Here is a 20,885-nt window from a genome sequence, read left to right on the forward strand (position 1 = left end):
TCGAGGCACCGGGCCCGGCCGGCACCGGGGTGACGGTTATGATGGTGCCGTTCGATGCCCATACAAGCCTGCAAAATGACCCAATCCATCAATCGCGATACCCAGCTATGCATGTCTTTGTCCGGTCGCCCGGGCAATTTCGGCACGCGTTTTCAGAACTTTCTCTATGAAGCGCTGAACCTGAATTACGTCTACAAGGCGTTCACCACCAAGGATCTACCGGCGGCGATCGGCGGGATCCGAGCCTTGGGCATTCGCGGCTGCGCCATCTCGATGCCGTTCAAGGAGGCATGCATTCTGCTGGTCGACGCCATGGATAACTCCGCACAGGCCATCGCCTCGATCAATACCATCGTCAATGACGGCGGGCATCTGCGTGCCCATAACACGGATTACATCGCTATCCGCAAGTTGATCGAGCAGCATGGTTTGTCACCGGATATGCGGTTGGCGTTGCATGGCAGTGGCGGCATGGCGAAGGCGGTCGCTTGCGCATTTCGTGATGCGGGATTCCGACATGGACATGTCGTGGCGCGCAATGAAACGACAGGACGCAAGCTCGCCGAAGTCAGCGGTTTTGCCTGGGTTGCCGATATGTCCAGCGTGGATGCGGCGCTGCTGATCAACGTGACCCCGCTGGGCATGGAAGGGCCTGAGGCGGATCGCTTGGCCTTTGATCGCACTGACGTGGAGCGCGCGACGATCGTGTTTGATGTCGTGGCGCTGCCGCCGGAAACGCCGTTGATCAAGCTGGCGCGCACATTGGGCAAACCGGTGATTACGGGTGCGGAAGTGATCGTGTTGCAGGCGGTGGAGCAGTTTGTGCTCTACACCGGTGTGCGGCCGGATGATACGTTGATTGCGAAGGCGGCAGCGCACGCGCTGAGTTGAGTCTTGCGGTGATACGACTTATTGCCCCGACGTCGTCCCGGCGAAGGCCGGGACGACGTCGGGGTGGCGTTGGTGATGTTGTCAAACCCCTCACTCTTCTGGGGTTTCTTCCTCACTCGCTAAAGCATCGCCCAGCAACTGTTGCGTCTGTTCCCCGGGTAACGACTCGACATCGCGCAATTTGCGCTCGATCGCTCGCGTACGCACGGTGGTGGCATCGATATGCTTGCCGGCTTCGTCGAGCTTCTTGCGCACCATGCGCAGCACGTCGCCGAATTTGCCGAATTCGTTCTTCACCGCGCCAAGCAGTTGCCACACCTCGCTGCTACGTTGCTGGATGGCGAGCGTGCGAAAGCCCATTTGCAGGCTGTTGAGCAGGGCGGAGAGGGTTGTTGGGCCCGCGATGATCACGCGCTGCTCGCGCTGCAGGCTTTCAAACAGGCCGGGGCGGCGGATGATTTCGGCGTACAGCCCTTCGGTGGGCAGGAACAGGATCGCGAAATCGGTGGTGGCCGGCGGCGCGATGTATTTGGCGCGGATGGTCTTGGCTTCATCGCGGATATGGCGCTCAAGTGAAAGCGCTGCGCGTTCGACGGCTTCCATGTCGGCTTGCTGTTGCGCATCGAGCAGGCGTTCGTAGTCTTCGCTCGGGAATTTGGCGTCGATTGGCAGCCAGACGTGATGGTCGCGATCGCTGCCCGGCAGGCGGACGGCGAATTCCACGCGATCGTCGGAACCGGGCACGGTGGCCACATTGGAGGCGTATTGCTCGGGTGTCAGCATCTGTTCCAGCAATGCAGCCAGCTGCATTTCGCCGAGAATGCCGCGCGTCTTTACGTTGCTCAGCACACGCTTGAGGTCGCCGACACCGCTGGCCAACGATTGCATTTCACCCAGTCCGCGCTGCACCGCTTCCAGTCGCTCCGAAACCAGCTTGAAGGAGTGGCCCAGCCGCGTTTCCAAAGTGGATTGGAGTTTCTCGTCCACGGTGGCGCGCATCTGTTCCAGCTTCGCGGCGTTGTCCTGCTGCATCGCGCCGAGTCTGGTTTCCAGTGTGGCGCGCACTTCACCGAGCCGCTTTTCGTTGTCGGCAGTCAGCTCGGCCAGCCGTTGCTGCTGCTGTTCGCCGAATCGTGTCAGCGTTGCGGCGAGTTCCTCGCGGCCGCGACGGGCATCCTCGGTCAGACGTTGGGCGAGCGCCTGCATGCCGTTGTCGGTGCGCTCGGTCAACAGATCCAGGCGCTGGCCAAACAGGCTGATACGCTCCTGCTGCTGCGTCGCCACGGTGTCGAGTTGCTCCTGCACCAGGCTGCGAAATTGCTGCAGGGCCTGGCTCAATTCGCCGCGTCCGGCACGCTGCTCCTGGGCCAGGGCTTCACGCAGGTGGCGGTTGTCGTCTTTGAGCGCGTCGAGCCGTGTGTGCAAGCCGGCATCGCCGCGCCCGCGCAGCAGGGTGAGTACCTGGAGCGCCAGCAGAATGACGGTCAGGGCCAGCAGGATATCGAGCAGGGGCATGGTTTGTTCCGAAGGTATACGGGTACAGTTTACGCGCTGATGTATCAGTCCTTGAGATCGGCGTGCTCACGAGGCCCCGGACGTGACTTCTGCGAACACGATAAACGGCAAGCTCAGGCCCCTGGCGATCCTGATCGCGGTGACCGGCTGGGCGGCAGTGCTGCTGCAACTCTACCTCTCGATGCACACGGCGCTGGCTGGCGGTGGGACGCTGGGGTGGGGGCTGGTGATGTATTCGGGCTACTTCACCGTGCTTACCAATTGGCTGGTTTGCCTCGTTGTGACGTGGCCGTTGCTGGCCCCGACGTCTGCTGGGGGCCGGTTCTTCGTGCGCCCTATGGTCATTGGCTGGGTCACGGTGAGCATCGTCTTTGTCGGCATCGCTTACCACTTGCTGCTTCGTCAGATATGGCAACCGCAGGGCTTGTATTGGGTGGCTAATGCACTGTTGCACTATGCGACGCCTATCCTGTTCACGATCTACAGCCTGATCGTGTTGCGTGGCGTCAGGTTGCGTTGGACCGCGCCATGGTGGTGGAGCGTCTATCTGGTGTTCTATTTCGTGTATGCGTTGATACGCGGCGCCTTGATCGGCAGCTATCCGTATGGATTTATCGATGTGTCGATGCTTGGTTATGCTGCGACGGTGCGCAACGGCTGCTTTCTGCTGGTGGCATTCCTGCTGTTGGGCTATTTATTGATGCTTGTATGGCGCGTGGGAAGCAGGCGCGAGTAGCCGCGCAGGTTGTGCCCGGCTTGATCCTGGGGCTATAGCTACCGACGTTAATCGATGCGACAGAAAACAGCTTTCAGGTAGCGGCTTTCCGGCACATCCGTGCGCACCGGATGATCGGCTCCGGCACCGCGCACATCCAGCACCTGGATTTCGCGTCCGGCATTCAGCGCCACGCGACGCAGCATTTCCAGGAAATCCGCTTCGCTAACCAGGCCAGTGCAGGAGCAGGTCAACAAAAGGCCGCCGGGTGGAATCACATCCAGCGCCAGACGGTTCATGGCGAAATATTTCTTCAGTGCATCGAGCACCTTGGTGCGATCGCGGGTGAGTTTGGCCGGATCGAGAATCACCGCGTCGTAGTGTTCGCCGCGTGCGACAGTCTGGCGCAGCCATTCGAAAATGTCGGCTTGTTCGAAGCGGGCGGCCACGTTGTTCGCTTCCGCGTTGGTACGTGCGATCTCCAGGATGCCGGCATCCATATCGACGCCGATAGCTTCGCGTGCGCCACCGGCCATCGCGTGCACGGCGAAGCCGCCGGCGTTGCAGCACAGGTCCAGCACGCGGCGGCCGCGTGCGAGTTCGGCGAAGCGGCGGCGGTTTTCACGTTGGTCGGCGAAGAAACCCGTTTTGTGGCCATAGCCCGGTGCAGCGTGGAAACGCAGGCCGTGTTCGTGCACTTCCACCGGCGTGGGCGCTTCCATCGCGCGGCAGTCGAAGGATTCCTGTTTCTGCACATGGCTTTCGGCAAACCAGTACAGACGCGCGCCAGGGAAGTGGCGTAGCAAGGCGGCGTGGATCGCGTCGCGGAATTTCCACATGCCGGCGGCAAAGTATTCGATCACCAGGATGTCGGCGTAGCGATCGACGATCAGGCCGGAAAGGCCGTCACCTTCGCTGTGCACCACGCGCCATGCGTCGGTGATGGTATCCAGTTCCAGCCATTCACGTCGTAATGCCACGGCGCGGTCGATGCGTGCGCCGATCCAATGGGCATCGATCACTTCATTAGCGTTTGCAGCAAGCAGACGCAGCGCTATGCGCGCATGCCCGTTCCAGAAGCCGCGTCCGACGAAGCGCTGTTTGGCATCGATCACATCGACCACGCTGCCCGGAGGGATGCGAGATTCGGGCTTGTGCACCTGCGCCGACCAGACCCAGGGATGGCCGGGGGTTCGGTCGGATTTGAGGCGGATAACAGGTAGTTCGGCGGGGGTATTCATCCGCTAATGATAACCGGGGTGGGGCAGTTTCTTCGCCAAGGCCGCTTTTTGCCCGATTTTCGTGACGTCAGTTAATAACTCAGCGTCATTCCGGCGTTCACCGGAATGACGTTGAGGTAAGGCTGGGCTCTAAGGCGAAGCGGCAATCAGCGCAGCTTCAACACCAGCCACGACAACAGCGCCAGCAGATTTATGCCCAGGTGCGACACTCCCGGTCCCCCGAATGCCAGCATGAATCCCTGACTGCCAAAGCGCCAGGTCAGGTCTGGATGTACCGGCACGTGCAGGGTGATGAAGAGATTGATAAAGGCCCCGCAGTGAAGTGCATAGCTGAAGATCGACGTAGCAATCAGCGGCAGTTGCAGCAATTGAGCGATGCTGGAGAGGCGAATGCCACGCTCGCTGTTTTCCATCAGCAGCACGCCGGCGACCAAGACAAAGGCGTAAAGCGCAAAAGCGATCAGCCCGATGGCGGCCGTACGCAGTGGTCCGATTGCAAGCAGGCGCGGCAACAACGTTGCCATGCCGTAGAAGCCACCGGCAACTTCCAGGATAGCGATCAGCCGAAACAGGATCAGACGCATTCAACACCCCATCGAAACATAGTCATTCAAGTTCATCCGCCTGCTCATGCAGGTCCGTTATATGTTGTTCCCACCAGCGCGACTCCGCGGCGAACGGAAACGCGGCTGGAAACGCCGGATCATGCCAGCGTGCCGCAATCCAGCCTGCATAATGCACCTGCCGCATGGCGCGCAGGGCCGGAATGAGGGCCAGTTCGGCGTGATCGAAATCACGCATCGAAGCATAGCCTTCCAGCAGGACCTCCATCGCGCGCTCGTCATGAGCGAGCATCCATAAATCCTGCACGGCAGGACCCGTGCGCGCATCGTCGAGGTCGACGAAGTGCGGGCCGGTATCGGTCCACAGTACATTGCCGGGATGACAGTCGCCGTGCAGACGTAGCGTGCGCACCGGGCCGATGGCTTCGAAACGCGCGGCAACCAGGCGGTCAACGCGTTCGACGGCGTGGCGATAGCGATCGCGCGATACCGCGGGTAACAAGCTGGAAGCAAGCACCGCGTGCATCGGATGCGCGATCAAGGTGTCGCGATCGATTCGGCCGCGATGTGCGAATGCAGAGCGTGCACCCACCATGTGTATACGTGCGATCAGACGCCCTAGCCATTTCAGCTGATCGGCCGATTCCAGCGAAGGTGCGCGTCCACCATGACGCGGTGACAGCGCGTAGCGATAGCCATCGTGATGCAGCAGCGTTCGCCCGGCGAAGGTGCGTGGCGCCACGACCGGCAACTCCGCGTCAGCCAATTCCTGCGCAAAGGTGTGCTCTTCCAGGATCGCGGCATCGCTCCATCGGCCCGGACGATAGAACTTCGCTATCACCGGCGATGCATCCTCCAGCCCGACCTGCCAGACGCGGTTTTCGTAGCTGTTCAAGGCCAGCAGGCGGCCATCCGGCCAAAGGCCGCAGGCGGTGACGGCGTCGAGCACGAGGTCGGGGGTGAGGCGTGCGTAAGGGGTTTCGTCAGACATGTGGCATTTGCTCCCTCTCCCCCTTGGGGAGAGGGCTGGGGTGAGGGGACAATCTTGCGTAATCTGGCTCTTGCAAAGGCAAACATTGCTGGAAGCAACTCAAAGAGAAGTTTTCCGGCAAGTGCAGCCCCTCACCCCAACCCTCTCCCCGAGGGGGAGAGGGAGCTGTCTGCGCGAGGTAGTGCATCAACGCGAACCCACTGCCGTCGCCGGCACCACCGCCATGGTCAGGCGCGAGATGCATACCAGCTTGCCGGCCTCGTCCTCGATACGGATTTCCCATACTTGCGTGGAGCGTCCCAGATGCAGTGGACGCGCGGTGCCGGTCACGGTGCCGCTGAGCACGCCGCGCACGTGATTGGCATTGATATCCAGCCCCACTGCGCGTTCTTTTTCCGGATCGAGCGTGAGCATGGCGGCGCTGCTGCCCAGCGTTTCGGCCAGCGCCACCGAAGCGCCGCCGTGCAGCAGGCCATACGGCTGGTGCGTGCGGCGATCCACCGGCATGGTGCCCTGTAGCCAGTCGTCGCCGACGGCGGTCATGCGGATGCCCAGCGCCTCCATCAGCGTGTTTTGGCTCCAGCTGTTCAGGCGGGCGAGGTCGGTATCCTGCTTCCAGATGCGCATGCGGTTGATACTCGTGCGGGAAGCCCGCATTGTCCGCCGACCACCCCAGCGGCGACAATGCAGGAGGTGCCCGGAGCGATCCTGCGCAGGTGGCATGATGTCCAGAAGGCTCGCAGGGTGTGTTGCACGGCACAGGGAAGGCCGGGCGCCTTTTCAAGCCGTGCGGCACAGCCTGCGAGCCTTCTGGACATCACCCCATCGTTTAACATGAATATGTAGGGGCCGTTGCTGTCTGTCCACAGCTCTTCGGCACGCCGGCTCGACAGACGTCCAGTCTGCCTTCGCCGACGTGCCTGTGATCTGCGAACAGACAGCAACGGTGACACCTGCGCAGGATCGTTCCGAGCACCTCATTGTGTTTACCGTAACTCTCAAGACTTCCGGCCGCCGTTTCGACGTGATGCCCGGCGAAACCGTGCTGGAAGCCGCGCAGCGGGCCGGCATCGCGTTGCCGTACTCGTGCCGTGCCGGCGTATGCGGAAGCTGCAAGGCGGTGCTGGTCGAAGGCCGTTGCGAGTATCCGCGCAATCCGCCTACGGCCCTGGACGTGCACGATCGCGTGCACCACGCCGTGTTGCTATGCCAGGCGGTGCCGGTCAGCGATCTGCTGCTGGAGGCGCGCGAAGTCACCTCGGTGGAAGATGTGACGCGCCGTCAACTCACGGTGCAGGTCAGCCGCAAGTGGCAGCTCGCTCCCGACGTGATTGGTCTGCATCTGCAGCCAGTGCAGGGTGAGCTGCGTTTGAATTGGCTGCCGGGGCAATATCTGGATGTACTGCTGGATGAAGGTCGCCGCCGCCCGTTTTCGATCGCCAACGTGCCGCAAGCCGATGGTGTGATCGAACTGCATGTTCGCCATGTTGCGGGTGGTGGATTTACCTCATGGGTGAGCGATGCGCTGAAAGAAGGCGACACGCTGCGCATCGAAGGGCCGCTGGGTACGTTCGTGCCGCGCGAGGATTCGGAACGGCCGATGGTGTTCATGGCGGGCGGCACCGGTTTCGCGCCGGTGAAAGCCATCCTGGAGCATTTTCTGGCCTTGGGCACGCGCCGCGCGATCGATGTGTACTGGGGCGCGCGCAACCCGGCGGATCTTTATCTGCATGGATTGGCAGAAGGATGGGCCGTCAAGGCGCCTCATCTGCGCTTTCAAGCCGTGCTATCCGATCCGGAACAGGCGCAAGCGGCTGGCATGCGTGCTGGCCTGGTGCACGAGGCCGTGCTGGAAGACCAGCCGGACCTGTCCGGCCACGATGTCTACATGAGTGGGCCGCCGGCGATGATCGATGCCGGGCGCAAGCTGTTCATCGATGCAGGCTTGCCGGAAGATCGGCTCTACTACGATTCGTTCGACTACGCGCCGGATGTATTGGCGCAAATTCTGGCGGCACGCGCGGGGATCGCTTAAGGCATGGAACACCTGGCAAGGTGTTCCAAGCGTCTTCGCTTTCTTCAGTTCTTGCCTTTCGCCACTGGCAACTGGGCCTGCTGCCAGGCCAGCACGCCGCCACCCAGGGTGTAGACGCTGGTAAAACCGGCTTTCACCAGGCGTTGCGCAGCGCCGTCGCTGTTGCGGCCGTCCTTGTCCATCACGACCACCGGCAGCTCGCGGGCCTTGGCCAGATCCTTGTTCTCTGGATCGAACTGGCTCATCGCCACGTGCTTTGCACCCGGCACGTGCATCTTCTCGAAATCGGCAATGGCCGACAGGTCGATCATCAGTGGGCTGTCGCGGTTGATCAGCTGGGTCAGTCCGGCGGGCGTCAGTTCCTTGTACTTACGCAGCAGCACCATGATCTGAGTGACGATCAGCGCGATCACCAAGGCAACGAACCCCAGGGCAAGCGCGAGATGGTTGCCCAGGAACTCGGGCAGCTTGTGCAGGAAATCATTCATGAAAAGGCCGGGCTGGTTGCAGGCAAACAACCATTATAGGGGAGTTTGCCCAGGAAGCTGGGTAGGAAGCTGGGGTGGAATGGATCGGGCTAGGAAGGCCTCAGGTTAGGCCTTCCCGGTCCATCAATTCTGCTGTGTGATGTCGGGTATGCCGCTTTCCAGCCACCAGTGGTTCTTCACCGGGTCGTAGCGCCAAAGCTGGTGGTCGACGATGGTGCGCACAGCCTGGGTATGTACATTGGTCAGGCTGATTTGCACGATCTGGCGCACTTCGTTCTCGCCAGCTGGGATCGGGCCGTTGCCGTCGTCGTAGTCACTCACCTGCACCTGCTTGTAGCGCTCGCGGTCCAGATCAGTGATCGGGTGGGCGTCGCGCACCTTGGGATCGACGAACTGCTGGGCAGCCTCGAAGCCATCCCAGCGCACGGCGTTGGCGTAGGCGATCATGGTGTGGGTGAGCGCATCGCCGCGCTTGTCGGTAGCACAACCCGACAGCAACAGCATGGCCGAAAGCAAGACCGGACCGGCGATACGACGCATACGCATGAACTCCCTCCCAGATTCGCTCATTCTGCCGCAGCAGAGCGGCGCTTCGCTACGAACTGCGCCGCAAGCGTGGCAGCCGGTTTGCCGTTTTCGCCAGGAACCTCCGCCATCACCGCGATGCGTGCCCGGCCCCGGGTGGCCAGCGTGGCAAAGAAGGCATCCCAGCTGGCGTCCTCGGCGCGCTGCGCCCGGGCCCGGAAATCACCCCATACCGGACTGAGGTAGCGCACGGTGGATTCCCCGACATACACGTCGCAATCCTCGCCACGCTGGCGCAAGGCAAGTTCGACCACGCCCCAGCCAGTCAGGGTCATCAGACTCACCAGGCTGCCGCCGAAGGCGCAGCCCTTGTCGTTGACGTTGGGCGCCAAGGGGCTGGCGAGGGTCAGGCTTTCGCCGTCATAGGTATCCAGCTCCAGCGCCATGGCGCGGGCCAGTGGAATGCCATCGTGAATAAAGGCCACCAGTGCCTGGGCAGCGGCCTGCGGATCGAGCTTGTCCATCGAGGATTGTGGTTCGGGAGGGGAGCGCACAGTGTAGACGCTAGACTCCTTGTCCAGCCTTCATGGATTCCTGTTCCGATGGCATCTCGCGCGCCCCCGACACGGTCAGTTCGTGCGTCCGCCCCGCTGGCAGGCCGGACCATCGTCATCACGCGTCCCGCCGGTACGGGCAGTCCGCTGGCGCGACGTGTCCGGGCGCTTGGCGGGACACCGCTGCTGCTGCCGGGACTCTCCCTGCGTGCCGAGCCCGATCCGGAACAGGCCCGCGCGCAGTGGCTGAATGCCCAGCTCGACGACGTGCTGATCTTCACCAGCCCCGCCGCTGTGCGCTATGCCTTGGCGCTTGCGCCGTGCGAAACGCATGCGGCTGTCATGGCGGTGGGTCGCAGCACGGCGCGCGCGCTGCTGCGCCATGGCATTGAGGCACAGACGCCCGCGACGCAACAAAACAGCGAAGGCGTATTGCAGCTGCCATCCATGCAGCAGCTAAAGGGGCGGCGGGTTGCGCTCATCACCGCGCCAAGCGGGCGGGGTTTGTTGCAGGAACAGATTGTGGCGCGCGGCGGATTGCTGCGCGAGGTACACGTGTATGGGCGCGGCGCGCCGCATTTAAATCGGCGCCATGTCGAGGCCATCCTGCAATTGCCTGCGGACGCCTGTGTGTTGCTGTCCAGCGGCGAAGCCATCCAACATCTTATGGCAGCGCTGCCGGCGCAGGCACAGCAACGCTTATGCAGTGCCACCGCCGTCGTCAGCAGCCCGCGGATTGCCGAGCAGGCGCAGGTGGCAGGGTTCGAGCACTTGCATATGGCAGCCTCGGCAACACAGGGCGATTTGCTGGCCGCGGCGGTGGACATTTGTTCACGCCCGCGCCACGAAGCCAGCCGCGCAGGCTGTTAGCATGCGCGCATGAGCCAGGACGATCTCACCCCCGAACGAAACACCGCGCCAGACGGCGTGCCCTCCGACACCGTGCGCGCCACCCGGCCACCGGCTCCCGCCCGATCCAATGGCGGCACCCTGGCGCTGGCCTTGCTGCTGGCGCTGATCGCCGTGGTTGGCACCGGTTACGTCGCCTGGCGGCAATGGCAGCTGATGCACATCGATGCCAGAACCTTGCGCACTACCGCCAGCCTGGAAGAGCGGGTCAATACGCTCGAGCACAGCGTGTCCGGCGCCACCGGCCAGAACAACCTGCTGATGCAGCGCTTGAACGATGCGGATCAGGTCAACCGTACGTTGCGCGACGAATTGCTATCGCAAGACCAGCGCGTGCGTGATCTGGAAGAAGCTGTGGGCCGCCTGTCCGAAAAGACGCTTTCCGGCCAGGATGCGATGCGCTTGGACGAAACCGAAGCGCTGCTGCGCATGGGCACCGAGCGCTACACGCTGTTCCATGACGCGCAAGGCGCCGCACAGGCCTATGCGCTGGCCGAACAGACGCTCGCTGCGGTTAACGACAATGCCTTCAATGGTGTGCGCCAGAGCATCGATGCAGAGCACGATGCGTTGCTCAAAAGCCAACCATCGGATCGCGAGCCATTGCTCGATACCGTGGTGCAATTGCGCAACGATCTGCCCAACCTTCCGCTCAAGCCGCTGGACGAACCCGCCACGACCGAAAGCAACGGTATGTGGGCGCGCATTCGCCATGCACTGTTCAGCGTGATCCAAATTCAGCGCGACAACGGCGCGCCGATCGATATCGCCGACGCACGCATTGCACGCGACATGGTGGCGCTGGATCTCGCGCAGGCACAGGCAGCGTTGATCGCTTGGGATAACGATGCCTGCAGTGCAGCGCTCAAGCGTGCGGATGCCGGCCTCGCGGCGCAATTCGACCTGCAATCGCCCGCCGTACAGCAGGCTCGTGAACGCATCGCCAAACTGGGTGATCAGCTCAAGCCGGCCATTCCGGTCACGCTGGGCGCTGCGTTGAGCGAACTGCGCAACCTGCGTGCAGTGCATGCGCTCAAACCCAGCGCGGATACCTCCGCACCCGCTGGCGAGACCAAGCCATGAAGATCTGGCGCTGGATACTGTTGCTGGTGATCATTGCCGCGGTGGCGGCATTCGGCTGGCATTGGGTGGCCGAGGATCCTGGCTATGTACTGGTGCGCTTCCGTGGCGTCACGGCACAAACCAGTCTGCTGGCAGCCGTGGTTTTGCTGCTGCTGGCATGGGCGATCATCGGCCTGCTTTGGCGTCTCGCGCGCTGGCCCTTCGGTGCGTTTTCGCGTCGTCATCGTCGCCTCAGTCAGCAACGCCTGGCCGATGGTCTGGTTGCATTGATGGAAGGACGGCACAGCGAGGCGGAGCGCGATCTCAGCCGCGCCTCGCGGCTGGATACGTTGCGCGGACCGGCGCTGCTTGCAGCGGCTGAAGCCTCGTCGCGTCGTGGCGAGCACGGTCGCGCATTGGAATCGCTGGACGAAGCGGCGCAAGTCGCGCCACGTGCGGCACGTGTGCTGCGTGCTCGCGTCCTGCGTCGCGACGGTAAGCCTGCGGAAGCGCTGACTTTGCTCACGCCCGAGGCGGACGGCGGCAATTTGAGTCCCGGCGGCTGGCGCGAATACGCGCTGGCAGCGCTGGCGAGCGGTGATACACGCCGCGCGCGCGAAGCGTTGGACCCATTGCAGAAAAGCGGTGTGCTCGGTGTCCGCGCTTACAACGCCCTGGAAACCCAGGTGCTGGTTGCCAGCCTCAACGCGGCATCGGATGGCGCCGTGCTCAATACGCTTTGGTCACAGTTGCCAAAGGCGCAGCGTCGCGCTCCGGCCGTCATCGATGCGTATGCGCGCAAAGCCGTCCGCTTCGGCCTGGTGTTGCCGGCGATGGACGAAGTGGAGTCCGCGTTGCGGCGCGAGTGGTCGTCGCAACTCGTCGAAACCTACGGCACCCTGCCGGGCGGCGATCTGGAAGCGCGGTTGCGTCGCGCGGAAGGCTGGCAGGATGGTCATCCCAATGATCCCAGTCTGCTGCTCGCCCTTGGACGCATGTGTGTGCGTCTGACTCAATGGGGCAAAGCGCGCCAGTATCTGGAACGAGCGCTGGCCCTGGCACCCACAGCGAGTGCGTGGGAGGCGTTGGGCGACACATACACAGGTCTTGGCGATGCTGCGCTGGCGCAGCGTTGCTATCGGAACGCCATTGCTATCGGGCGTGGTGATAATCCGGAGTCGTTGCCGGCCAGCAACGTTGTCGGTGGCAGGCTCGATACGCGGCCGATCGCGATTGAAGAGCGTGATGAACACGGGGTGCCGCGCTTGCGGCCTTGATGGTGCGCACCTAACACGCGCTTCATCCCGTTGCGTCGCCGCGCGCACGTTTCTTATTGGCGTTCGGGCGAGCACTGATTTTCAGTTACGTCCGATATTGGCAACCCTGTAAGCCCTGTAGATTCAACTCACCACTCCTGTTAGGCGATACGAGTGGTAAGTGGAGATACAGGGAGCGCTTCGGACAGGGACGTCACTTTCGCCGTAAATTTTGCAAGCCCCGCACCGGCTCAACCATTCCCCGGCAAGAAGCGGTAGCCCACCCCTGGCTCGGTTTTCAGCCAGCGTGGCGTGGTGGGATCATCGCCCAGCTTCTGCCGTAATTTGCCCAGCACGATGCGCAGGTAATGCGTGTCCTGCACATGCGTACCACCCCAGATCTCGCGCAACAACTGCTGTTGGCTGACGACACGCCCGGCGTGGCGCACCAGCATGGCAAGTACAGCGTATTCCTTGCGCGTGAGTGAAAGAGGCTCGCCATTGAGCGTGACTTCGCGCAGGCCCAGATCGATATGCAGACGGTCATCTTCGTAGCGCGGTGGCGCTTCGGTGCCGATCACGCGATTGCGCAGCAGGGCACGCAGGCGCGCCATCAATTCCTGGATGCCGAATGGCTTGGTCATGTAGTCATTGGCACCGGCGTCGAGCGCTTTGACTTTTTCGAGCTCGGTGTCGCGCACCGACAGCATCAGCACCGGCACCTGCGTCCATTGACGCAATTCCGCCAATACTTCGTGGCCTTCACGATCGGGCAGGCCGATATCCAGAACCACTACGTCCGGGTCGCGCGTGGCGGCCAACGCCAAGCCATCCTCGGCGTTGGCAGCAAGCAGCACGTCGTAGCCCTCGGCGCGCAGACCGATATCGAGAAACTTGCGGATCTGCGTCTCGTCATCGATGACCAGGACGCAAGGATTGGAGGCGGTCATGGTGTGGGCGGATTGGGCAACGGTAGGCTTATACGAATGGTGGTACCAACGCCTTCGCCGGGCAAGGCTTCCACGCTGCCGCCGTGAGCGCCGATCATGCCGCGGCAGATCGCCAGGCCCAGGCCGGTGCCCTGCGGCGCGCGGTCGCCGCGTGCGACGGAGTAGAACATGTCGAAGATGCGCGCGCGTTCTTCCTCGGGAATACCGGGGCCGCGGTCGACGACATCGATAAACAAACGGTCGCCTGCTACGCGCATGATCACACGTACGGCTTCACCCGGCGGCGAGAAGCGCGCGGCGTTCTCGAGGATGTTGAATAGCGCTTGCTCAATGAGCGCGGGATGCACGAACAGCAGCACGGTTTCATTCGGCAGGATCGTGTCCACGCGCAGTTCGGGAAACAGCTTGCGCAGGCGCGTGATGGCGGAGGCCACGATTTCCGCCGCATCGGTCCAGTCGCGATTGAGTTTGAGCGTGCCGTGTCCCAACCGGGTCATATCCAGCAAGTTCTGGATATAGCGATCCAGCCGCTGGCCTTCACCCAGAATTGCGCCGAGCAGCTCCGTACGTTCCTCGGCAGGCAATTGCTCCCAATAGCTCGACAGCGTGCCCGCCGAACCAATCATCGAGGCCAGTGGTGAGCGAAGATCGTGCGAAACGGAAGAGAGCAGGGCGTTGCGCAAGCGTTCGGTTTCACCTTGCACGCGCGCACCTTCCAGTTCGGAAGCCAATCGCGCGCGTTCCAGTGCCTGACCGATATCCTGCACCATCGCCAGCGCGAGGCTGCGCCGTTCGATATCGGGCGAGCTGCCGTTTTCAAAGTGCAGCGCTGCCACGCCCAGACGTCGGTCATCCGTGCCTAGCGGCAGCATCCAGCAACGTGCGGCGTTCAATGTGTCGGTGAAACGTCCCGCGGGTTCGGCATGTTGCTCGCACCATTCGGCCGCAGCCATATCTTGTGTCGTCAACGTCAGCGTGCGCGAGCTGTTGCTGGCCACTTGCAGATGGTGTTCCACATCGCGGGAAAGAACCGCTGCCTCGCAGCGCAAGCCATGCGCGAGCGCTGCGGCACCGACTTCGCGTACCGCATCCGCATCGGGACTTGCCGCCAGACGCTGGCCAAGCGTGAGCAGCGTATGCGAGTAATCGTGCGCGGCACGCAGCGATTCCACCTGGCTGGCCAGTCGCGTAGCCAGGCGGCTACAGATCAGCGCCACCAGCAGAAACAGTGTCACGGCCAGCACGTCATCCGAATTGGAAATGGCCAGCGTGTAACGCGGAGGGGCGAAGAAAAAGTTGTAGCCGATAAAACACAATATTGCGGTGTAAACCGCCACCGACATGCGTGTGCGCACCGCCACCGTCATCACGGCGGTGAGGAAGATCAGCGCCAGATTGGCTACCGACAGATAGCGATCGGCGACAAATGCCAGCCCAATCGCTACGGCCGTTACGATCGTAGCGAAAATGTATTCGTCGCGTCGGCCGCGAGCGGGCATCAAACGAAGCCGCTTGCGTGCACGCACACGTTCTGTTGGCGTGGCGATAATGGTCAATTCAAGATGCGCGCCACGCCGCAGCAATTGCTGCGTCAGCGAGCGCCCGAGCATGCGAGCCAGTACGCGTTCGCGCGTACGGCCCAGAATGATCTGGCCCACACCTTCGCGATCGGCATGCACCAACAATTCATCGGCAATCGCATGACCGCGCAGCACGGTGGCGTCGCCGCCGAGACGCCGAGCCAGGCGCATCGCGGTGTCGATGCGTTCGCGCCGTGCATTGTCTAAAGGGGCGCCGGTATCGACGAACACCACGCTCCACGGTGAGCCGCGCCGCTCTGCAATACGGCGCACAATGCGGACCAGGTATTCGCTTTGCCCGTGACCGTCGATAGCAGCCATTACCCGGCGGCGTACCGGCATCGCACTGCCGCGTGCCAGCATGTGCTCGCGCAGATCGCTGTCGACGTGGCCGGCAACGGTGTCTACCGCCAGCTCACGCAGCGCGCCCAGGTTGGTCGGCGAGAAAAACGCATCGAGCGCTGCCGCGGCCGTTTCCGGCACATAGACCTTGCCCTGGCGCAGCCGTCCGATCAGTTCGCGCGGTGGCAGGTCGACCAGCACAATATCGCGTGCACGATCAAGGAACGCATCCGGCACGGTTTCGCGCACGGTGATCCCGGTAATGCGGCGTACCTGGTCATTGAGACTTTCCAGATGCTGGACATTGAGCGCGGTATAAACCTCGATGCCGGCATCGAGCAGTTCGGCAATGTCCTGCCAGCGGCGCTCGTGGCGACTGCCGGGAATATTGCGATGGGCCAGTTCATCCACTAACAAGATGTCTGGCTTGCGCGCGATCGCGGCGTCGACATCGAATTCGGTGAAGTCGCGGCCTTGGTAGTGCAGGGTTTTGCGCGGAAGCACTTCAAGGCCTTCCAGCAACGCAGCGGTTTCCACGCGACCATGGGTTTCCACCAGGCCAACCACGACGTCCACGCCCTGACGCTTGAGTTCCCGGGCAGCGGAAAGCATGGCGTAGGTCTTGCCCACGCCGGGCGCGGCACCGAGGAAAATTTTCAGGCGACGATTGCTTTCTTCCTGCACGACATCGAGCAGGGCATTGGCGCGTGCGTCACGGGAGGCTTCGGTCATGCTCACATCTTAGCTCCCTCTCCCCTCCGGGGAGAGGAAATGAAAAGGGCTCTTCGCGTTTGCTCCTTCTCTCCGAAAGGGAGAAGGAGCGCACATCACCGCGCCTGCAGCTGATCCAGCGCCAGATTCAACTGCAGCACATTCACCCGCGGCTCGCCCAGCAGACCAAGCTGACGGCCCTGCGTGTTCTGCGCCACCAACTGCTGCACCTGGTCGACGCTCAGCTTACGCACGCGTGCCACGCGGGCAATTTGGTACTGCGCTGCAGCCGGGCTGATCTCCGGATCAAGGCCGCTGCCCGAAGCGGTTACCAGGTCCGCCGGCACCAACGCGTTATTGCCGGGATCCGCCGCATGCAGCGCATCGATGCGCTGCTTCACGGCATCGTGTAGTGCGGGGTTGGTCGGACCCTGGTTGGAACCGTTGGAAGCGGTGCCGTTATACGGCTGTGGCGCGGTGGCCGAAGGACGACCCCAGAAATACTTGGGGTCGTCGAAGCTCTGGCCGATCAGCTCCGAGCCGATCGGTTTGCCGTCACGCATGATCAGGCTGCCATTGGCCTGGTGCGGAAACAGCACCTGCGCCAAGCCGGTGGCAACCAGCGGGTAGACCAGCCCGGTGATGACGGTCATCACCAGCAGCATGGATATGGCATTGCGAATCAACCGGCTCATGGCGGTTACCTCAGTAGTGAATGATCGCGTCGAGCAGGGCGACGAACTGGTAGTCGCGGTTGCCGCCGTTGTACGCGTTTGCGTCATACGAATGCTCATAACGAATTTCTGGCTGGATCTCCAGATCCTGCGTCACATAGTGCGTAATGCCGAGCGTGTGGCTGCTATAACGCGTGGCGTAACCAGTGCGTTGGCCTTTTTCGTCGTTGTAGAACTCGTTGCGGAACGACAGCATGTTGTTGCTGTTCAACTCAAAGTTCAGGTAGTTCACAACGCCGAATTCGCCCGCGGTGCCGGCAAACTCTGATGAACCCGCGACGCCGGGCGTGCCACCCGGTCCATACCCCGGGATATTGCGACCATACATCCGATAGGCCTCGGTCAGCATATGGAAGCGCTTGCTGAACTTGTGGCCCCAGGTGGCCACGTACATCTGCACGTTGTTGTAGTTGTAGTCAGACTTGTTCCAGTTGTTCACGCAGGGGTAAAGCATGTCGTTGTTGTCAGCCGACACCCAGCGCACGCACGTTTGCAATGACGGACGTGCGGCCGAATTCCAGGGCGCCGTGTCATTGCTGGCGTTAACGCCAATCTGGAAGGTCCATTGGCTGCTCAACTTGGTGGTGGTCATGATGCCCGTCTGGGTATACGGATCTTCCGTATAGAGGATCGAGTGGGTCACCAAATAATTCTGTGGCGAGAACTGCGCTTCGATATCCGGCAGTGACAGCCAGCGGCCGATGCGGATAACCATGCCTTCGGCCACCCAAGGAATATAGATGTCGCCGTAGAACAGCATGGGGTCATCGCCGTAGACCTTGCCGTTCTGCGGCTGGCTGGTCGTGGGATTGTTCAGCAGCTGATTGCTGAAAACACCCTTCGTCACGGTGTAGTGATAGTCATAGCCATACAGATTGGAGATGTCGAAACCCCAATCGATATGGTCAGTTTGCACCGTGTCTTCGACACGCGTGATGGTGGTGATGAACTGGTCGAACTCCACGCGGTTGGCGCGCGTATTGTAAGAGAGCGGCGCGTTGGTCCAGTTGGATGTGCTCAGGTTCGCTGATGGCGTGGCCCAGCCGAAGATCTCGATGCGGTTACGCTGCATCCAGTTGCCGAACTTGGTACAGGCCAGCGCTTTCTCCAGCGGATAGGTGCTGTTTCCATCGGGCACGCCGATCGGGTTGGGCACGCCGCCAAGCTGCCATTCGGCGCTGGGAAACGGCGGGGAGTCCAGCGGAGCGTCCATCGCGCGGCGCGCCGGCGTGGGCGCATTCGGATCGGCCGGCTGAGCGTCTTCGCGGTAAGCGGCGGCAAAGCGCGAGAAGAAACCTTTGCTGCAATCGCCGCTTTCGGCTGCGACCGGCGAGGCCGGCAAGCTGCTGGCGGGTTGGTTGCTGACGTTGGTCGATTGCGCCAACACCTGCTGCGACAGCGGCGCGGCAGCCAGCAGGATCGATGTGACAAGAGCCTTCTTGTAAAACATACCTTCCTCTCGAACGGGGCGTTACTGGGCGGCATCGCCCAGTTAGCGACGCCGATTTTGTTGGTTAGATGCCGGCGTATCCGCCGAGCTCGTATTCCTCTTCCGCCGTCATCGGCGTATTGGGCGTCTTGGTCACGCCCCCCTGGGTCTGGCCGCGTACCGGTAGTTCTATCACCACATCGCAATCGGAGTCGTTAGACGACACACGCAGTTCCATTTGCGGGTGAGTAGCATCGGGTAACGAGACGGACAATTTCAGGGTTTGCATAACGGCTTTGCCTCCTCAGGCGGCGCCAAACAGGACGAGCAGCATGTCGATGATCTTGATGCCGATGAACGGCACGACGATGCCGCCCAGGCCATAAACCAGCAGATTCCGGCGCAGCAGCGCTCCGGCACCCAGTGCGCGGTATTTCACGCCCTTCAATGCCAACGGAATGAGAAAAATGATGATCAGCGCGTTGAAGATCACCGCCGACAGAATGGCGCTCTGCGGGGTGGCCAGCTTCATCACGTTCAGTGCGTTGAGCGCCGGATAAGTGGTGGCAAACGCAGCGGGAATGATCGCGAAATACTTGGCCACGTCATTGGCGATCGAGAACGTCGTCAACGAGCCGCGCGTGATCAGCATCTGCTTGCCGATTTCCACCACCTCGATCAGCTTGGTCGGGTTGGAATCCAGGTCGACCATGTTGCCGGCTTCTTTCGCTGCCTGCGTGCCGGTGTTCATGGCCACCGCCACGTCGGCCTGGGCCAGCGCCGGCGCGTCGTTGGTGCCGTCGCCGCACATGGCGACCAGACGGCTTTGCGACTGCATCTGGCGGATCAGCTTGAGCTTGGCTTCCGGTGTGGCTTCGGCGAGGAAATCGTCGACGCCTGCTTCGGCGGCAATCGCAGCGGCGGTGAGCGGGTTATCGCCCGTCACCATCACCGTCTTGATGCCCATGCGGCGCAGTTCAGCGAAACGCTCTTTGATGCCGCCCTTCACGATGTCCTTCAGTTCGATCACGCCCAGCGCGCGGTCGCCTTCGGTCACGATCAGCGGGGTGGCACCGCGGCGGGCGATGTCCTCGGCCATGCGTTTGACCGCGGGCGGAAGATGGCTGCCCTGGCCATCCAGATAGCGTTCCACCGCATCCAACGCACCCTTGCGGATACGGCGCTCGCCCATGTCCACGCCGCTCATGCGAGTCTGTGCGGTGAACGGCACAAATTCAGCATGCAACGATTCCAGCTCGCGTTCGCGCAGGCCGAACTTCTCCTTGGCGAGTACCACGACGCTGCGACCTTCCGGCGTCTCGTCGGCGAGCGAGGCAAGCTGTGCGGTGTCGGCGAGCGTGCGTTCTTCAATGCCTGGTGCTGGATGGAAAGCAACAGCCTGGCGGTTGCCGAGCGTGATGGTGCCGGTCTTGTCCAGCAGCAGCACATCCACGTCGCCGGCAGCTTCCACCGCACGGCCGGAGGTGGCGATGACGTTAGCGCGGATCATGCGATCCATGCCGGCGATACCGATCGCTGAAAGCAGCGCGCCGATGGTGGTGGGAATCAGGCATACCAGTAGCGCAATCAACACGGTCAGCGTGATCGGGTTGCCTTTGCCGGCCACCTGTACGCTGTAGATGGAGTACGGCAGCAGCGTGGCGCAAGCCAGCAGAAAGATCAGCGTGAACTTGGCTAAAAGAATGGTCAGCGCGATCTCGTTCGGCGTCTTGCGGCGTGCAGCGCCTTCCACCATCGCGATCATGCGATCGAGGAAGCTTTCGCCCGGGTTCTTGGTGATCTTCACCACCAGCCAATCCGACAGCACGCGCGTGCCGCCGGTCACCGCGCTGCGATCACCACCGGCTTCGCGAATCACCGGTGCAGATTCACCGGTGATCGCGCTTTCGTCGACGCTGGCAGCACCGACGAGCACTTCGCCGTCGCCCGGAACCTGCTCGTTCGCTTCCACCAATACGTAGTGGCCGGCGCGCAGTTCATTGGACGGCGTGAACACGATCGAAGCATCACGCTTGGGTTCGGCCAGTTTCTTGGCGATAACATCTTTGCGCGAGCTACGCAGCGCAGCGGCCTGTGCCTTGCCGCGGCCTTCGGCGAGCGCCTCAGCAAAGTTGGCGAATAGCAAGGTGAACCACAACCAGATGCTCACCCACAAGATGAAACCGGTGGGCGCTTCACCGTGGCCGGTCAGCGCCTGTACCCACAGCAAGGTGGTAAGTACGCTGCAGACAAACACCACGAACATCACCGGATTGCGGAACTGCAAGCGCGGATGAAGTTTGCGGAACGCGTCTGCGACGGCCTTCCAGATCAGTGCGCGATCAAATGAGCTGACGGCGTGTGTATGCGAAGTCATGGAATCTAAATTCCTAA

General features: G+C 62.1%; 20 protein-coding genes. 6 read left to right on the forward strand and 14 right to left on the reverse strand.

Features of this window, described 5'->3' with window-relative positions:
* The first annotated feature begins 75 nt into the window (after positions 1–75).
* Positions 76–891: a shikimate 5-dehydrogenase gene (locus ISN74_RS01505; RefSeq protein WP_188796701.1), complete on the forward strand. Its 816-nt coding sequence runs from the start codon at positions 76–78 to the stop codon at positions 889–891.
* Between the two features lie 90 nt (positions 892–981).
* Here ISN74_RS01505 and ISN74_RS01510 read toward each other — a convergent pair whose 3' ends face one another.
* Positions 982–2,406: a DNA recombination protein RmuC gene (locus ISN74_RS01510; protein WP_188796703.1), complete on the reverse strand. Its 1,425-nt coding sequence runs from the start codon at positions 2,404–2,406 to the stop codon at positions 982–984.
* An 82-nt stretch (positions 2,407–2,488) separates the two neighbouring features.
* On the opposite strand from ISN74_RS01510, the gene ISN74_RS01515 reads away from it, so the two are divergent.
* Positions 2,489–3,142 (forward strand): Pr6Pr family membrane protein, encoded by a 654-nt coding sequence (locus ISN74_RS01515; protein WP_188796705.1) that lies wholly within the window; start codon positions 2,489–2,491, stop codon positions 3,140–3,142.
* Positions 3,143–3,189: 47 nt separating this feature from the next.
* On the opposite strand, the gene ISN74_RS01520 is transcribed toward ISN74_RS01515, so the two are convergent.
* From ISN74_RS01520 to ISN74_RS01535, 4 genes are all read right to left on the reverse strand, one after another.
* Positions 3,190–4,362 (reverse strand): class I SAM-dependent rRNA methyltransferase, encoded by a 1,173-nt coding sequence (locus tag ISN74_RS01520; RefSeq protein ID WP_188796707.1) that lies wholly within the window; start codon positions 4,360–4,362, stop codon positions 3,190–3,192.
* A gap of 146 nt (positions 4,363–4,508) precedes the next feature.
* The gene (locus ISN74_RS01525; RefSeq protein ID WP_188796709.1) at positions 4,509–4,946 is read right to left on the reverse strand and encodes a hypothetical protein; all 438 of its coding nucleotides are present in this window, start codon (positions 4,944–4,946) and stop codon (positions 4,509–4,511) included.
* A 22-nt stretch (positions 4,947–4,968) separates the two neighbouring features.
* Positions 4,969–5,916, reverse strand: coding sequence for a serine/threonine protein kinase (locus tag ISN74_RS01530; RefSeq protein ID WP_188796711.1), 948 nt, complete (start codon positions 5,914–5,916; stop codon positions 4,969–4,971).
* 186 nt (positions 5,917–6,102) lie between these two features.
* Positions 6,103–6,543, reverse strand: a complete 441-nt coding sequence (locus ISN74_RS01535) for a hotdog fold thioesterase (protein WP_188796713.1) — start codon at positions 6,541–6,543, stop codon at positions 6,103–6,105.
* 355 nt (positions 6,544–6,898) lie between these two features.
* Here ISN74_RS01535 and ISN74_RS01540 point away from each other — a divergent pair, with 355 nt between their 5' ends.
* Entirely contained in the window at positions 6,899–7,951 is a 1,053-nt protein-coding gene (locus tag ISN74_RS01540) for a 2Fe-2S iron-sulfur cluster-binding protein (protein WP_188799445.1), read from the forward strand.
* A gap of 44 nt (positions 7,952–7,995) precedes the next feature.
* On the opposite strand, the gene ISN74_RS01545 is transcribed toward ISN74_RS01540, so the two are convergent.
* The 3 genes from ISN74_RS01545 to ISN74_RS01555 all read right to left on the reverse strand — a co-directional run bounded on the left by ISN74_RS01545 (position 7,996) and on the right by ISN74_RS01555 (position 9,488).
* Complete coding sequence (locus ISN74_RS01545; protein WP_188796715.1) at positions 7,996–8,439, reverse strand: rhodanese-like domain-containing protein; 444 nt, start codon at positions 8,437–8,439, stop codon at positions 7,996–7,998.
* Between the two features lie 123 nt (positions 8,440–8,562).
* Positions 8,563–8,985: a hypothetical protein gene (locus tag ISN74_RS01550; protein WP_308420738.1), complete on the reverse strand. Its 423-nt coding sequence runs from the start codon at positions 8,983–8,985 to the stop codon at positions 8,563–8,565.
* Positions 8,986–9,005: 20 nt separating this feature from the next.
* A complete protein-coding gene (locus ISN74_RS01555; RefSeq protein WP_188796717.1) occupies positions 9,006–9,488 on the reverse strand; it encodes a YiiD C-terminal domain-containing protein in 483 nt (160 codons plus the stop codon).
* Positions 9,489–9,566: 78 nt separating this feature from the next.
* On the opposite strand from ISN74_RS01555, the gene ISN74_RS01560 reads away from it, so the two are divergent.
* Genes ISN74_RS01560 through ISN74_RS01570 form a run of 3 tightly spaced genes read left to right on the forward strand, consistent with a single transcriptional unit; the run spans position 9,567 to position 12,766 of the window.
* Positions 9,567–10,388, forward strand: a complete 822-nt coding sequence (locus ISN74_RS01560) for a uroporphyrinogen-III synthase (protein ID WP_188796720.1) — start codon at positions 9,567–9,569, stop codon at positions 10,386–10,388.
* Positions 10,389–10,397: 9 nt separating this feature from the next.
* Positions 10,398–11,510, forward strand: coding sequence for a uroporphyrinogen-III C-methyltransferase (locus ISN74_RS01565; protein ID WP_188796722.1), 1,113 nt, complete (start codon positions 10,398–10,400; stop codon positions 11,508–11,510).
* Positions 11,507–12,766 (forward strand): heme biosynthesis HemY N-terminal domain-containing protein, encoded by a 1,260-nt coding sequence (locus ISN74_RS01570; protein ID WP_188796724.1) that lies wholly within the window; start codon positions 11,507–11,509, stop codon positions 12,764–12,766. The genes ISN74_RS01565 and ISN74_RS01570 overlap by 4 nt, the downstream gene beginning before the upstream one ends.
* A gap of 230 nt (positions 12,767–12,996) precedes the next feature.
* Here the strand turns inward: ISN74_RS01570 and ISN74_RS01575 are convergent, their stop codons facing one another.
* From ISN74_RS01575 to kdpB, 6 genes are all read right to left on the reverse strand, one after another.
* Entirely contained in the window at positions 12,997–13,695 is a 699-nt protein-coding gene (locus ISN74_RS01575) for a response regulator (protein WP_188796727.1), read from the reverse strand.
* Positions 13,692–16,349 carry a sensor histidine kinase gene (locus tag ISN74_RS01580; protein WP_188796729.1) on the reverse strand — a complete coding sequence of 886 codons (2,658 nt, stop codon included), beginning with the start codon at positions 16,347–16,349 and terminating at the stop codon, positions 13,692–13,694. Before ISN74_RS01580 ends, ISN74_RS01575 begins: the two co-directional genes overlap by 4 nt.
* Positions 16,350–16,444: 95 nt before the next feature.
* Positions 16,445–17,023, reverse strand: coding sequence for a potassium-transporting ATPase subunit KdpC (gene kdpC, locus ISN74_RS01585; RefSeq protein WP_188796732.1), 579 nt, complete (start codon positions 17,021–17,023; stop codon positions 16,445–16,447).
* Between the two features lie 10 nt (positions 17,024–17,033).
* On the reverse strand, positions 17,034–18,512 hold the full coding sequence (locus ISN74_RS01590) for an outer membrane beta-barrel protein (RefSeq protein ID WP_188796734.1): 1,479 nt from the start codon (positions 18,510–18,512) through the stop codon (positions 17,034–17,036).
* A 64-nt stretch (positions 18,513–18,576) separates the two neighbouring features.
* On the reverse strand, positions 18,577–18,780 hold the full coding sequence (locus tag ISN74_RS01595) for a hypothetical protein (RefSeq protein WP_188796736.1): 204 nt from the start codon (positions 18,778–18,780) through the stop codon (positions 18,577–18,579).
* A gap of 15 nt (positions 18,781–18,795) precedes the next feature.
* Positions 18,796–20,868 (reverse strand): potassium-transporting ATPase subunit KdpB, encoded by a 2,073-nt coding sequence (kdpB, locus tag ISN74_RS01600; protein WP_188796738.1) that lies wholly within the window; start codon positions 20,866–20,868, stop codon positions 18,796–18,798.
* Positions 20,869–20,885 lie beyond the last annotated feature (17 nt).

The sequence above is a fragment of the Dyella caseinilytica genome (assembly GCF_016865235.1).
Taxonomy (GTDB): domain Bacteria; phylum Pseudomonadota; class Gammaproteobacteria; order Xanthomonadales; family Rhodanobacteraceae; genus Dyella_B; species Dyella_B caseinilytica.

Coding starts and splice junctions, on each gene's coding strand:
- ISN74_RS01505 (WP_188796701.1), top strand. CDS start 76: ATGACCCAATCCATCAATCGCGATACCCAGCTATGCATGTCTTTGTCC.
- ISN74_RS01510 (WP_188796703.1), bottom strand. CDS start 2,406: ATGCCCCTGCTCGATATCCTGCTGGCCCTGACCGTCATTCTGCTGGCG.
- ISN74_RS01520 (WP_188796707.1), bottom strand. CDS start 4,362: ATGAATACCCCCGCCGAACTACCTGTTATCCGCCTCAAATCCGACCGA.
- ISN74_RS01525 (WP_188796709.1), bottom strand. CDS start 4,946: ATGCGTCTGATCCTGTTTCGGCTGATCGCTATCCTGGAAGTTGCCGGT.
- ISN74_RS01530 (WP_188796711.1), bottom strand. CDS start 5,916: ATGTCTGACGAAACCCCTTACGCACGCCTCACCCCCGACCTCGTGCTC.
- ISN74_RS01535 (WP_188796713.1), bottom strand. CDS start 6,543: ATGCGCATCTGGAAGCAGGATACCGACCTCGCCCGCCTGAACAGCTGG.
- ISN74_RS01545 (WP_188796715.1), bottom strand. CDS start 8,439: ATGAATGATTTCCTGCACAAGCTGCCCGAGTTCCTGGGCAACCATCTC.
- ISN74_RS01550 (WP_308420738.1), bottom strand. CDS start 8,985: ATGCGTATGCGTCGTATCGCCGGTCCGGTCTTGCTTTCGGCCATGCTG.
- ISN74_RS01555 (WP_188796717.1), bottom strand. CDS start 9,488: ATGGACAAGCTCGATCCGCAGGCCGCTGCCCAGGCACTGGTGGCCTTT.
- ISN74_RS01560 (WP_188796720.1), top strand. CDS start 9,567: ATGGCATCTCGCGCGCCCCCGACACGGTCAGTTCGTGCGTCCGCCCCG.
- ISN74_RS01565 (WP_188796722.1), top strand. CDS start 10,398: ATGAGCCAGGACGATCTCACCCCCGAACGAAACACCGCGCCAGACGGC.
- ISN74_RS01570 (WP_188796724.1), top strand. CDS start 11,507: ATGAAGATCTGGCGCTGGATACTGTTGCTGGTGATCATTGCCGCGGTG.
- ISN74_RS01575 (WP_188796727.1), bottom strand. CDS start 13,695: ATGACCGCCTCCAATCCTTGCGTCCTGGTCATCGATGACGAGACGCAG.
- ISN74_RS01580 (WP_188796729.1), bottom strand. CDS start 16,349: ATGACCGAAGCCTCCCGTGACGCACGCGCCAATGCCCTGCTCGATGTC.
- kdpC (WP_188796732.1), bottom strand. CDS start 17,023: ATGAGCCGGTTGATTCGCAATGCCATATCCATGCTGCTGGTGATGACC.
- ISN74_RS01590 (WP_188796734.1), bottom strand. CDS start 18,512: ATGTTTTACAAGAAGGCTCTTGTCACATCGATCCTGCTGGCTGCCGCG.
- ISN74_RS01595 (WP_188796736.1), bottom strand. CDS start 18,780: ATGCAAACCCTGAAATTGTCCGTCTCGTTACCCGATGCTACTCACCCG.
- kdpB (WP_188796738.1), bottom strand. CDS start 20,868: ATGACTTCGCATACACACGCCGTCAGCTCATTTGATCGCGCACTGATC.